The organism is Streptomyces sp. NBC_00414 (assembly GCF_036038375.1).
GTDB lineage: Bacteria > Actinomycetota > Actinomycetes > Streptomycetales > Streptomycetaceae > Streptomyces.
This window is the reverse complement of sequence record NZ_CP107935.1, coordinates 2,896,180-2,907,757: the sequence shown is the minus strand read 5'-3', so window position 1 is coordinate 2,907,757 and position 11,578 is coordinate 2,896,180. Positions and strand designations below refer to the sequence as shown.

Genomic DNA, 11,578 nt, shown 5'->3' with positions numbered 1-11,578 from the left:
TGCTGTGAACGAGCGGGGTCGGAAGCGGCAGCGCCCCCGACCCCGTGCACTCGCCGTCGTCAGACGGCGCTGGCGCAGGACGAGGCACAGGACGCCGCGCACCCGTCACCGGTGCCACACGCCTTGGGAAGCAGGTCGGCGCCGATCTCCGTGACGATCGTCAGGTCGACGTCGAACGGGTCGGCGGGCACCCCGGGGACGGCCGTCGTGACAGATGCCTCGGTGGTGGCCGTCGTGATCGGGGTGAGCATGGCTGCGCTGCTCATCGCATTTCCTCTCTGTCGGAAGGATCCGAACGGTTCGTCGTGCTGCCCGCCCTGTGCGCGGAGTGCCGCAGGACCGGGTTGCCGCGTTCGCACCTTGGGTGCGGCCCCTCGCCGGCTATCTGGATTCCGTGGGGAACCCGGATTCAGTGCTTCCGGAGAGAGCGGTGAGGACATATGGGCCTCGCCGAAGAGCCTCGCCGGTGGCAGTCGGCGGCGGTACGCCGTCAGCACGCCTTTCGCCCGCCGTCCGGGGATGAGGAAAGAGGCGGACGCACGGCGTACCGCCGCGGCTCAGGCGTAGCGAGGCTGGTCGGTCCAATGCCTAGCGAAGACGAGAAGCGGCGATGAACGCGGTGGACGAAGAGCGCCTGTGCGGGCGGACACCAGTACGGCGTCATTGGGTGAAGCTGTCCGATTGCACCGAGCCCTCGGAGCTCGCGCGCAGACACGTACGGGAATTCCTCAAGGGACGTGCCGCACCGGAACGGGTCGATGACGCCGTTCTGGTCGCCTCTGAGCTCGTGGGCAACGCGCTCAGGCATACAGCCGGAGGACCGGACTGCATGAGCGTGGAGATCTACCAGGACGCTGCGGTGTTGCGGGTCCATGACGCGGGACGGGATGTCTCCAGAGTCCGGGTACGTTCCGCGGGGGAGTCGCTGGATGAGCTGACGGGGAACGGTCTCGGGCTGCTGCTCGTCGAGGAGTTGGCCTTCGAGTGGTCGGTCCGGCTGACCGCGATCGGCAAGGAAGTGGTCGTGGTGCTCGCCCTGGGCGCCGGTGGGCTATCCGAGCGGGACGCTCTTCCGTACATCCCAGTGGTACGTCCGTCCCTCACGACGGAGCTCCACCAGCTGGACGACGGACACTGAGAGTTCGATAGCCGGGAGGGTGCGGAGGCTTGAGACCGCTTCCACGACGGGGGCGGCGGGACGCCGACGGTTGTTGTACGCGAGGCTCAGATGCGGCCGGAAAGCGGACGTCGGCTTCTTCGGGACCAAGCCGACGTCGCTCCCTGCCTTGGCCAGTGCATGGTGGAGCAGAAGCAGGGGTTCCCACGGGCCGAGGGACAGACGGACGGCACCACGGGAGCCGGCCAGCGGCATGGCGCGTACGGAGAACGCGGAGGGCAGCAGCGCCTCGACGTCCCTCGCCAAGCTGTCCAACTGGCCGGGTGTGACGTCGCCCGTCGCTCCGACTCGGGCGAGGGTGGTGTGCAGTCCGTCCGCCGGCACCGGGTCAAGGCCGAGGGGCGCCAGCTCCTCCTGGCAGCGCCCGGCAAGGGCAGCGAGCCGCCGAGCATCTGGGAAGGTCAGCATCCAGTAGTACGCACGGCTGCCGTCTGACCAACCTGGGCGTGCCCAGTGGTCGGTCATCTCGTCGAGTGCGCTGAACGCCGCCCAGTCGTGGGCCGCGATGACCGCCGGATCGTATGTATCGGCGGGGGGCTCGGCAGGGAAGGCGGCAGGATCGGCGCTGAGCAGGGGCACCCGTCGGACTCCTTCGGCTTCACACTGTCCTGGAGCACGACGACACCGACGGCGCCTACGACGCGGATGAGGCCATGGCCAGGGCGGCCGGCTGCGAGCTCCAGGTTCGGAACTCCTCGCCATAATCGCGCACCGCCGGGTGATCACGCCATGGCCCTGCTTGCTCACGCAGGTCACGGGAGCGTTGGTAGACGGAATTGATCGGCGAGTCCCCGCATAACCGCAGGGCTTCACGGCCGAGCGCCATCGCGTGATCGATGTCGGGCTTGCTTTGCTGCAGCAGCGCAGTGGCGACGTCGAGGCGTACGAGCGAACGGCTCCAGGAGGAGGCCGAGTGCTCCACCAAATCGTCGATGCGCTCGGCGTCGCGCAGTACCTGGGCCGTGTCGCGCAGCGCTACGTGTGACGTGACGGCGTTGGCCAGCGTCCGGGCCCGTCCATACGGCTCGAAGGAGATGCAGGAGGTCAGTCCTACGGGTACTTCGTGGAGGTCGGAGAGACGGAGGGCCTGTCCGATGGCCTGCTCGACGGCACGCCGGTCACCGGTCTTGCCGAGGGCCCGGGCCCGACCGTTGGCGAGCAGACGGATGGACTGGGCATGCCGCGGTGCCCGCTCGACGGCCGAGGCTGCGCAGGCGTCCGCATCGTCGTACCGACCGGCGTAGTAGAGGCCGAAGGACAGGGTGCCGCACGCCCAGAGATCGGTGTCCAGGTCGCCGATCTCACGGCTGAGATCCCGGGCTTCGGTGCAGTACGCCTCCGAGAGCGCGAAATCACCCGTGTTCACCGCCATGTAGCCGAGCAGGCTGGAGGCGCGGGCGGCGAGGCGGAAGAGCTCCCGACGCACGCGTGGGGGCTGGCGACCGTCGAGGAGGGTGTGGGCGAGCTGCCGCACTTGGCGGGTCTGGGGACGAAGGGCATAGGGCCCGTCCTGTTCGTACCGGCTGGTGATGCCCTCCAGAGAGGAATCGAGGAACGTGAGCGTTGCGTCGTCGGTGTTGCTGGTCGTGAGCTGCTGAGCTCGGGCGACGATGTCCAATGGGTTCTCGTCGTCATCACGTCGCGGAGGGGCACTTGTCGCCTGCTGGTGCGTTCTCGGCTCCTCGTCGCGGCCGTGTCCGGAGTCGGCTGCGTACGCCGTGGAGAACAGCTCGGACACAGGTCTGCCCAGCATGTGCTCCAGCACCCGGCAGGCGTCAGGACGCGGCAGAGTCAGCAGTTCCCCGCCGTACCAGCGGTCGAACTGGCGTGGAGAAACCTGGAGAGAAGCCAGCCGGTGATCGCGGTCGAGTTCCGCCAGCCGTGTTGCGGCCCGCTCGTACTGGGCGGCGAAAGCCTCGTGCGTCGTCAGGTGCCGTTGCTGGAGCAGCTGCCGGAGCAGCGTCGTCCGTGGCATGGCCCACCCTCCTGGTGCGGCTCGCGGGACCGACATGGAGGCGTGGGCCGGTAGCGAGGTCGTGGCTATGCTCGCCCGTCGGTCGGCTGCGGCGCACGTCCGTAGGAAACGCGCGCCGTGACTCCTGACAGCATGCCGACGCAACCATCAACTAGGCAACATGTCTTGCAAAGTTGCCCCCTATGGGTTGTAGAGGAGTTGCTGGTTCGGAGAAACTTCCGGCATGGCCCTGAAGAGAAGCCTGGTCCCGCAGTCGGTGTATCGGCGACAGCTCGCGGCACGGCTGAAGGAACTACGTGACGCGACCGGGCTTACCCTCACCGAGGTCGCCGGCCGACTGGAGGTCAACCAGGGGTCGCTGAGCCGGATCGAGAACGGCGAACGCGGTACGACGCCGGTCCTCGTTCGGGCCCTGCTGGACCTGTACGGCGTCGACGACGAGCACCGGCGGGCCGACGTGCTCGACCTCGTACGGGCGGACAAGGAGCAGCAGAAGCCCTGGTGGCGGAAGTACTCGACGGTACTCACGCCAACCCGCTATGACGGGTACCTCGCGCTGGAGGCCGGCACGACGCACCTTGCCAGCTACCAGCCGATGCTCGTGCCGGGACTGCTCCAGACTGAGGGCTATGCCCGTGCGGTGATCTCCCAGATGAGGAAGGACCTGTCCCCGCCGCAGGTCGAGTCCCTGGTCAGAGTCCGCATGGAGCGGCAGAAAAACCGCGTGGGCGGTGAGGCCCCTGCCAGATTCTGGGCGATCCTCGACGAAGCCGTGCTGCGCAGGACGGTCGGCTCCCTTAACGTGATGCGCGACCAGATGCGGAAGCTGGTGGAGACAAGCGAGCGGCCGAACGTCACCGTGCAGCTCCTGCCGTTCTCGCTCGGCGCGCATCCCGGGCTGTACGGCCCGTTCGTCATCCTGACCTTTCCGCACCCCACGCCGGACCTGGTGTGGCTGGAGAATCCCAAGAACTCCGTGTATCTCGAGTCCTCAGAGGATGTGGAGAACTACACGGACATCTTCGACCAGCTGAGGAGCACCGCCCTCGACCCGTCGGAGACCCGCACCCGCATCGCACGCATCAGCAAGGAGCTCGAAGAGTGAGCACGCCCAGCACGACTGCCCCACACGACGTCGATCTCGCGCAAGCGCAGTGGCGGAAAAGCTCGTACAGCGGGGGTGCGAACGACTGCGTGGAAGTCGCGGAACTGGGCGGACACGCCGCAGTACGCGACTCCAAGAACATCGGCCGTGGGCCGTTGCTGTTCTTGAGGTCGGCGATGCATGCGCTGGTCAGCGGGATCGCCAGCGGGGCAATCGGTGAGCATCGGGACTGAGTAAAGAGCTGGTGCGTGAGAATAAAGTGGTGACTGCCGTCGTAGGCGCAGGAGTCTCGGGGCTTACGACCGGTGTGGCGCTGTTGGAAGCCGGGGTCTCCGCGCGGCTGGCGGCCGAGGAGATCCCCGGGTGCACGTCGCTCCTTCGATCTACCCGTCACAGGCGACTACGCCCGCGACTGGGCCTTGGTCGACGTGGAGACTTCCGGGCTCATAGCCCAGCGGGACGGGGTGCTGTCCGTCGTGGTGGTGAGCTCTGGAGTCCGCGTCGACCGTGGTGTCCGAGCGGGTGACGGGCCAGTTGAGGGAGTGCTACGGCCAGTTGGCTCCCTACGGACGAGACCCCGTAGCCCTTGCCTTCGAGGCCCGGTTACGGGAAGTCCTCCCACCCGTCAGCGGATCGTTTCGTCCATGAGCAGATACAGCAGACCGACGAGAGATCCGCTGCTCACGACCTCGCGTCGGTCGATCATCCCCCGCACCTCGCTGAGGGGGATCCACTCGATGCGGTCGGACTCGTTCTTCTCCGTGGGCGGTCCGGAGTAGGTCGCACCGTCGACGCGGAAGACGTGATGCTGCGAGTCGGTGATCCCGTTGGCCGGCTCGGCATAGATCAGGGGCTTGATGGGGCCAGGGCGCCAGCCGGTCTCCTCCAGCACTTCGCGAGCCGCCGCTTCCTCCGGGGCCTCACCCTCCTCCACCAGCCCCATGGGGAGCTCCCAGGCCCACGAGTTGGTGATGAAGCGGTGCCGCCACATCATCAAGACCTCCTGGCGATCGTTGACCACGGCGGCCACGGCCAGGTGCCGCAGACGAACGACGTGGTACTCCCAACGGCGCCCATCCGGCTGCTGGACATCCACCAACCACAGATTCACCCAGGGGTTGTTGTAGATCTGACGCTCACCGTGGGTCTTCCACTCCATGCCCGCGGCCCCTCTCGATCGGACTCCAGGATCTCAGACCAGTTGGGATGAAGGCGTGAGTTCTCCTCTTTTCGCGTCACGCTGACGAGATGCTCGGCGAGTGATCACGGCCACCGCCTGGTAGTCCCAGGGCATTGCGCGCATTCCACTGAAGAGCTTGAAAGCGACCGCTGAACAGTTCCGAGAGAGGCGCTGGGTGGCGTGCTCGCCCCTACTGCGGGTGCGTCTCGTCGACCACCCAGGACAAGTACGCCTCCGACCCTCCGGTCACGGGCAGCGTGACCCACTGGGGGACGTCGTATGGATGCTTCTCGTGCAGCCACGCCTCCAGCTCTGGGAGGCGGTCCGCCGACGTCATGTACGAGATTCGCCACTCCTGCGCCGCTTCGACCTTGCCCTTCCACCAGTAAAAGGCGGTGATGGGTGCATCGATGTGAACGCCAGCTGCCAGCTTGCTCTCAACCGCGCCTCGGGCGAGAGCTTTCGCCTGATCTTCGCTGTCACTGGTCGTCTGCGCGATCACGATCTCGTGGTCCATGCGGCTACCTCTCCAGCTGGGGTACCGCGACCCTATCCAGATGTCCGACGCAGGCTGGCGGTGGTGGTCGTGGGGTGCATGTCGTGCACTTCCGGCACCCCGAAGGTGAGCCCGCGTCACCACTGTGAAGGTGAATCCCGCAATGTGACGTGGCTTCGGTCCAGAAGGGATGGCGACCTTCGTAACAGAGTGAGAAGCCATTCCGGTCGGGGCGCACCTAAAGACCGAACAACGCAGTGCCGTACACGCCTTGGTCAGACGGCAGCGTAGGTCATGGTCGGCGTCTCGGTCTTCGAGGAGTTCGTCGGTCCGGCCGGGCCGCCGGTGCCGGTGTGATGGAGACGCCAGGGGCGACGGCGCTTGTGCTGGCGGGCAGCTCTGCGACCCGGCGCAGTCGCCATACGAGTACGTCACTGATGGAGTCCGCCGTGCCGAGTTCCCGTCGTGCCGTGGCATCGATCAGGAGGGCTGCCGGGTTGTGGCCGGCGGCTTCGACGTCGGCGAGAGTGGCGGCAAGGGCGTACCAGCCTGGCTCTGCGAGGATGCGCTCCGCCAGTTCCGGTACGGCCTTGTGTACCACCGTGCTCTGTTGGTGCAGCCGGGCGCGGCCCAGGTGTCGGCCGTGTCGGTACAGGGCGCCGAGGGGTTGGGCAGCGGCGCTCTGGTAGGCGGCGCGCAGGTGCTCTGCGGCTCGGTGTGCTGCGGTGGCCTGCTGGTTGTGGCCCTTCTTGGCGTGCCAGTGGCCGGCTGCGGTGATGAGGAAGAACAGCATGTCGATCGCCATCGCTGTCGTCGCGCCGTCTTCACCGCGGCCGTGGGCGGGGCCGCCGTGGACGAGGTCGCGGGCGGCCTGGCGCAGGGCGCGGTCGTGTCCGCGCTCGGCGCGGACATGGGAACGCGAGGCCCGCTCGAACGCGCGAGCCGCGTCGCGCAGTGCGTGGCGGGTGTGGGCGGCGGATGTCTGCGCCAGTGCGTCGAGGACCTCACCGGCTGCGGCGATGTGTCCGGCGACCACCGCGTCCTCGCCGTACTCGACGACCAGTACCGCCTGCCAGGTGGCGGAGGCGGTGCGTCGGCGGGCGGCAGCCGCGGTGAGCGGTCTCGCGCGGTCGGCCGGGTCGGTCGCGGTGTCGGCAGCGTCCTGGGCGACGGCGCCGGCGGACCAGCGCTTTCGGATGCAGGGGAGGGACAGGTCCGGCGCGAGACGTGCGCCGGGGTAGAAGACAGGATGGCCATCCCTGTTGAGGTCGTCGGGCAGGGCTACCTTGTAGCCGAGTAGATCCCCGGAGGGCGCGGCCCGCTTGCGGATGAGCAGGCCGGCGGCGGCCAGCCGGTCGAAGAACTCCTCCTCGCTCTTCGCGCCGGCCACAGCCCGCCGTACCGTCTCGCGCAGTTCCTCCCGAGCGGTGCGCTCTCGGCCCAGGCGTTCGGCCTTGTGGCGCTCGGCGCTGGTGGGCCGCTGGGAGGCGGTACCGTCGCCGGGCGTGACCTGGTGCAGGCCGTACTCCTTCTCGATCAGGCGGCATTCGGCCTGGGCGCGTTTGCCGGAGCGGTAGTCGTCGGGTCGGCTGCCGTCCTCGCAGACCAGGGTGGCGATGATGTGGATGTGGTCATCCGCGTGGCGCACGGCGGCCCAGCGGCATCCGGGTTGGCCGTCGCCGGGGTCGATGCCGGTGGCGGCCACGATGCGCCGGGCGATCTCTCCCCATTCCTCGTCACTGAGTGTCCGATCGTCCGCGGTCGCGCGCACGGAGGTGTGCCAGACGTGCTTGGCGGGGCGGGCGTGCCCGGGCAGTGCCTGGACGGGGTGGTCGAGGAGGGTCTGCAGGTCTTTGAGTGTGGCGTTGGGGTCGCGGCCCGGGTCGGGGGACATGCTGTCGAAAGAGGCGACGAGGTGAGGGTCGGTGTGCTCCTCGCGCTTGCCGGGACCGTAGAGATAGGTGAGCAGGCCGATCGTCCGGGAGCCAGGTGCATGAACACGGGGAATCACGAAGTGCGCTGTTCGATCAGTCGGGTGCAGGCTTCGTGGACGGTGTCGGCGGCGCGCCGCACGGCGGTGATGGCTGTCCATAGCTGTGGGGTGTCCTCGGCACCGGAGTTGAGGGCTTTGACCGCCTGGTTGAGGTTGCTGCCGGCCCAGCCGAGCTTGCGACGGCTCTCGAGCAGGACGGTGATTACTTCCCGCTCGTCGGCTATCTCCGCGCTGGTGCGATCGAGGTCACGGGCAGCGGCGAGGGCGGAGCGAGCAAGGAAGCCGGCGACGGACAGGTTGCAACGGGCGGCGGCGGACCTGATCACGGCGAACTCTTCCTCGTTGAAGCGCGCATTGGGCTGGTGCAAGCGCTTCTTCTCACGCGGCTGACGTGGACGCTGACGGGTATGGGCGGCGCGCTCGCGGCGACTGCGGCGCTCGGTCGGCTCCTCCTCCTGCCCCGGCTTCGATCCGCCCTCGGTCGAAGCCGAGACCTGCGCCTCCCGGTGCAGGTCACCCTCCGCCCCTCCAGGGGCGGGGTCGGCGGAAGCTACGCTTCCGCCCCAACTTGCTGTGCGGTTTGGGGCTGGGGAGGTCACGTTCTGGTGCGCCTCGGTGGACGTCTGAGGATGGCGCTGATGCATGGAAGCTCCTTGGCAGCGTATTTGACGCGGCGGCGTGGTCTGTGGCGGTCGGGGCCGGAGAGAGGGCAGCCGGGGCCGGGACGGTCCCGCGGGGATGCACCGGATCGGGGCCCGCGGAGACCTGCATTCTTCATCCGGTCCAGGGGAACGGTCCCCGTGGTTGGTCCCCGTTTGAGGGGACCGTGGTACCAGTCGGTCCCCGCGTGTATCGGTCCCGGCAGGCGACGAAGGCGTCGGTCCCCGGCCACCCCGCATGGGCGGTCCCCGAGTGCGCTGCGGGGACCGAGGCTGCTCTTGTAAGGCGTTGACCTGTTCGTTGTCCCGGTCCCCGGTCCCCGGGTCCGACTAGTTCGTTGGGGACCGGTCCCCGTACGGTGCCGTGTTCGGCTCCGGGACCGGTCCCCGCTTCGATCGGGGACCGGTCCCCGAAGTGCGCCGTCGGGACGGTGCCCCGAGAGGTGGCGTCGGTCCCCGCTACTGGAGGCAGTCGGTCCCCGTTCTGCTGGGGACCGGTCCCGAGGTATGGCGACGGTCCCCGGACGGAATGGCCTGTGCGCAGACGCCGACCGACCCGCTACAGGGATGGCGTGTATCGGTTGGTCGAGACGGGGTCCTCGCGGCGGCGGTCGGGGCCGGTGAGGATGACGCGTTCGGTCATTTCGGCGAGGCGGGAGGCGACGCGGTCGCCGAGGGTGGTGCGGAGTTCGGCGGTGGGGAGGTTGGTGGTGATGAGGGTGGGGAGCAGGTGCTCGTAGCGGTGGTTGATGAGCCGGTAGGTCAGCTCCTCGGTCCACTCGCTGGTCTTGGCCGCGCCGAGGTCGTCCAGGAGCAGCAGCGGGCAGCGGGCCAGGGTCTGCAGCTCGCGTTCGCTGTCGTGCCCGGTGCGGGAGTTGGGGCGCAGGCGGGCGTGGAGGTCGGCGCTGGTGGTGGCTTCCCAGCGCAGGCGGACGCCTCGGTGCAGGAGGGTGCGGATGGCGCCGTATGCCTGGTGGGTCTTGCCCGTGCCGGTGGGGCCGACGATCAGCAGGGAGCCGCCCTCGGATATACCGGGAGCTCCGGCTGGTCCTGGGCGTCCTGCTCGGGCGATCTGGGTGGCCCAGGCGGTGATCTGGGGGTGGTCGGCGCGGGCGCCGCGGTAGCGGGCGGGGATGCGTCTGTCGGCCAGTTCCAGGGCGCTGACCGGTTCCTCCGGCGGTGGTGCTGCTGTGGCTGTGGGGTCGAGGCCGCGGGCGGTGAGGATGGCTTCGAGGCGGTCCGTCATGGTGCCGACGGGCTGAGGTGGGCGCTTGCGGGTGCCGGTGGTGGTGTTCAGAGCTGGCCTCCGTAAGCCGCTGCGGTATCGGCCGGGTTGGTCCAGGCCCGGCTCGGGGCGGTGCTGCGTGTGGGTGTGTTCATCACGTCGTTGACGAGGCTGGGCAGCACGCTGGGGTGCACTCCCTTGGCCCGTTGCTGGATGAGTGCGGCGCGGATGTGGTCGGCCTTGATGCCCTCGGCCAGCAGGTTGCGCACTTCGCGTCCCAGGTGTCCCAGGAAGCTGCCCGGCGGGCGTTCGGCACACGCGGCGACGTACTCGCCGATCAGGTCCTTCGCCGAGGCGCTCGCAGGCGCGGGGGCGCTCGCGCCCCCCGAAGGGGAAGATCCTAGATCCAAGTTCCTAGGTCCTAGATCCGGACCGTGAGGGCTCACGGAGCCCTCCGTGAGCCAGCCGTGAGTTGGCGATGAGGACTCACTGAGTGCCTGCTGACCAGCCCCTTCTTCGGTAGGCGGGGTTATCGCCCTGGTTCCGTGAGGGGTCACGGAGTGCTCCGGGAGGACTCCGTGAGTCCTCAGCGCGGGCTCACGGACAGGGCCGAGGTGGCCCAGATCGTGGTGCGGGCAGTCCGGGTGGCGCACGCCGCTGGGCCGGTTGATCTTCTGGTGGCGGGCGAAGGTGACGAGGTGCAGGTACCGCTTGCCGTCGCCGCCCTCGTAGCGGCAGATCAGCCCGGCTTCCTGGAGCTGGCTGAGGTCGTCATCGACGCCCACGGGGCCGTGGTCCGGGCGCAGCGACCACAGCAGGCCGGCGATGACCGCGGCCTGGTCGCGGAATCGACCGCGGTCATCGGCCTGCGTGAGCAGCCCGAAGAAGGTCCGCTCCGCGGACAGGGACACCATCGCCAACGACTCGGAGGCGAACGCTTCGGGCTTGATGGTGCGGATACGGGCGATGTCGATCGACCACCTTCGTCGCGATTCGGGGCGTTGTCCGGCGAAATGCCGGGGCGCGTGGACAACACAGCCACACCCACCGTGCACAAGTCCAGAGTTGACCTACAAACTCTGCAGTAATCGTGCGGGGCCGGAGAACCATAAACCCGAAACGCCGGTCAAGGAAAAAGGTGCCGGAAACCGGCACATCGCGTGCATCGCTCACGGCAGACACCACACCGCTTCCCCCGGCTCGGGAAAGCAAGCTACAACACACCCATGCCGCCACGCCCCCTCGAAATCGGCCCCGCCGGACAAGCCGCCGCACACGCCATAGAACGCCTGCGCACCACGCGCGGCTACTCGCAGCGCTACCTCGCCGCCCGCGTCACCGCCCTCGGCCGGCCCCTGACCTTCACCCAACTCTCCCGCGTGGAAAGACGAGTTCGCCGTTGCGACGTCGACGACCTCGTGGCCATCGCCGCCGCCCTCGGCGTGGCTCCCCAGGCACTCCTCGGCGATGCCGGTACGCGTCACCGGGCGGACGGCGGGGGAATATAGCCGACGATCGCCGGTTGGCCAAACCGGCGATTCTCAAGACCATTGAACGACCGAGAGCGCCGACGCGGCCCTAACTTGTGTGTGAGGAGTCGAGCAGTTTGCCGCAGCCCGCGATAGGCGATTCTTTGTTGCTTTTCAAAGGGCGCTTTCGTGCCCTTCTGGAACGGATTGAAGAGGAGTCTTCGGGGTCAGCCTTTGCCTTCATGACGGGCACAGCCCACTCACCTGAGCAGTAATAACCGCTCCGCACTCCGGCCCAA

13 protein-coding genes and 1 pseudogene are annotated in these 11,578 nt (G+C 68.3%); 5 read left to right on the top strand and 9 right to left on the bottom strand.

Features of this window, described 5'->3' with window-relative positions; all coding sequences use genetic code 11:
• Nucleotides 1–59 precede the first annotated feature (59 nt).
• Nucleotides 60–266, bottom strand: coding sequence for an FxLD family lanthipeptide (gene fxlA, locus OHS59_RS12445; protein WP_328493473.1), 207 nt, complete (start codon nucleotides 264–266; stop codon nucleotides 60–62).
• Between the two features lie 401 nt (nucleotides 267–667).
• On the opposite strand from fxlA, the gene OHS59_RS12440 reads away from it, so the two are divergent.
• Entirely contained in the window at nucleotides 668–1,138 is a 471-nt protein-coding gene (locus tag OHS59_RS12440) for an ATP-binding protein (RefSeq protein ID WP_328493472.1), read from the top strand.
• Here the strand turns inward: OHS59_RS12440 and OHS59_RS12435 are convergent.
• Both OHS59_RS12435 and OHS59_RS12430 read right to left on the bottom strand, forming a co-directional pair.
• Nucleotides 1,052–1,756: a 2'-5' RNA ligase family protein gene (locus OHS59_RS12435; RefSeq protein ID WP_328493471.1), complete on the bottom strand. Its 705-nt coding sequence runs from the start codon at nucleotides 1,754–1,756 to the stop codon at nucleotides 1,052–1,054. The genes OHS59_RS12440 and OHS59_RS12435 overlap by 87 nt on opposite strands.
• Before the next feature lie 55 nt (nucleotides 1,757–1,811).
• A complete protein-coding gene (locus OHS59_RS12430; RefSeq protein WP_328493470.1) occupies nucleotides 1,812–3,152 on the bottom strand; it encodes a hypothetical protein in 1,341 nt (446 codons plus the stop codon).
• Nucleotides 3,153–3,375: 223 nt separating this feature from the next.
• Here OHS59_RS12430 and OHS59_RS12425 point away from each other — a divergent pair, with 223 nt between their 5' ends.
• From OHS59_RS12425 to OHS59_RS44560, 3 genes and pseudogenes are all read left to right on the top strand, one after another.
• Nucleotides 3,376–4,257 carry a Scr1 family TA system antitoxin-like transcriptional regulator gene (locus OHS59_RS12425; protein ID WP_328493469.1) on the top strand — a complete coding sequence of 294 codons (882 nt, stop codon included), beginning with the start codon at nucleotides 3,376–3,378 and terminating at the stop codon, nucleotides 4,255–4,257.
• Complete coding sequence (locus OHS59_RS12420; RefSeq protein WP_328493468.1) at nucleotides 4,254–4,490, top strand: DUF397 domain-containing protein; 237 nt, start codon at nucleotides 4,254–4,256, stop codon at nucleotides 4,488–4,490. The genes OHS59_RS12425 and OHS59_RS12420 overlap by 4 nt, the downstream gene beginning before the upstream one ends.
• Nucleotides 4,491–4,562: 72 nt before the next feature.
• Nucleotides 4,563–4,751, top strand: a pseudogene (locus OHS59_RS44560) (hypothetical protein); the annotation flags it as partial.
• A gap of 131 nt (nucleotides 4,752–4,882) precedes the next feature.
• On the opposite strand, the gene OHS59_RS12415 reads toward OHS59_RS44560, so the two are convergent.
• The 6 genes from OHS59_RS12415 to OHS59_RS12390 all read right to left on the bottom strand — a co-directional run bounded on the left by OHS59_RS12415 (nucleotide 4,883) and on the right by OHS59_RS12390 (nucleotide 10,778).
• Nucleotides 4,883–5,416, bottom strand: coding sequence for an NUDIX domain-containing protein (locus OHS59_RS12415; RefSeq protein ID WP_328493467.1), 534 nt, complete (start codon nucleotides 5,414–5,416; stop codon nucleotides 4,883–4,885).
• 211 nt (nucleotides 5,417–5,627) lie between these two features.
• Nucleotides 5,628–5,954: a divalent-cation tolerance protein CutA gene (cutA, locus tag OHS59_RS12410; RefSeq protein ID WP_328493466.1), complete on the bottom strand. Its 327-nt coding sequence runs from the start codon at nucleotides 5,952–5,954 to the stop codon at nucleotides 5,628–5,630.
• 271 nt (nucleotides 5,955–6,225) lie between these two features.
• Nucleotides 6,226–7,944 carry a relaxase/mobilization nuclease domain-containing protein gene (locus OHS59_RS12405; RefSeq protein ID WP_328493465.1) on the bottom strand — a complete coding sequence of 573 codons (1,719 nt, stop codon included), beginning with the start codon at nucleotides 7,942–7,944 and terminating at the stop codon, nucleotides 6,226–6,228.
• Nucleotides 7,941–8,570 carry a plasmid mobilization protein gene (locus OHS59_RS12400; protein ID WP_328493464.1) on the bottom strand — a complete coding sequence of 210 codons (630 nt, stop codon included), beginning with the start codon at nucleotides 8,568–8,570 and terminating at the stop codon, nucleotides 7,941–7,943. Before OHS59_RS12400 ends, OHS59_RS12405 begins: the two co-directional genes overlap by 4 nt.
• Nucleotides 8,571–9,144: 574 nt before the next feature.
• Nucleotides 9,145–9,831 carry an ATP-binding protein gene (locus OHS59_RS12395; protein WP_328493463.1) on the bottom strand — a complete coding sequence of 229 codons (687 nt, stop codon included), beginning with the start codon at nucleotides 9,829–9,831 and terminating at the stop codon, nucleotides 9,145–9,147.
• 47 nt (nucleotides 9,832–9,878) lie between these two features.
• Nucleotides 9,879–10,778, bottom strand: a complete 900-nt coding sequence (locus OHS59_RS12390; protein WP_328499178.1) for a hypothetical protein — start codon at nucleotides 10,776–10,778, stop codon at nucleotides 9,879–9,881.
• 258 nt (nucleotides 10,779–11,036) lie between these two features.
• Here OHS59_RS12390 and OHS59_RS12385 point away from each other — a divergent pair, with 258 nt between their 5' ends.
• Nucleotides 11,037–11,318 carry a helix-turn-helix domain-containing protein gene (locus OHS59_RS12385; RefSeq protein WP_328493462.1) on the top strand — a complete coding sequence of 94 codons (282 nt, stop codon included), beginning with the start codon at nucleotides 11,037–11,039 and terminating at the stop codon, nucleotides 11,316–11,318.
• Nucleotides 11,319–11,578 lie beyond the last annotated feature (260 nt).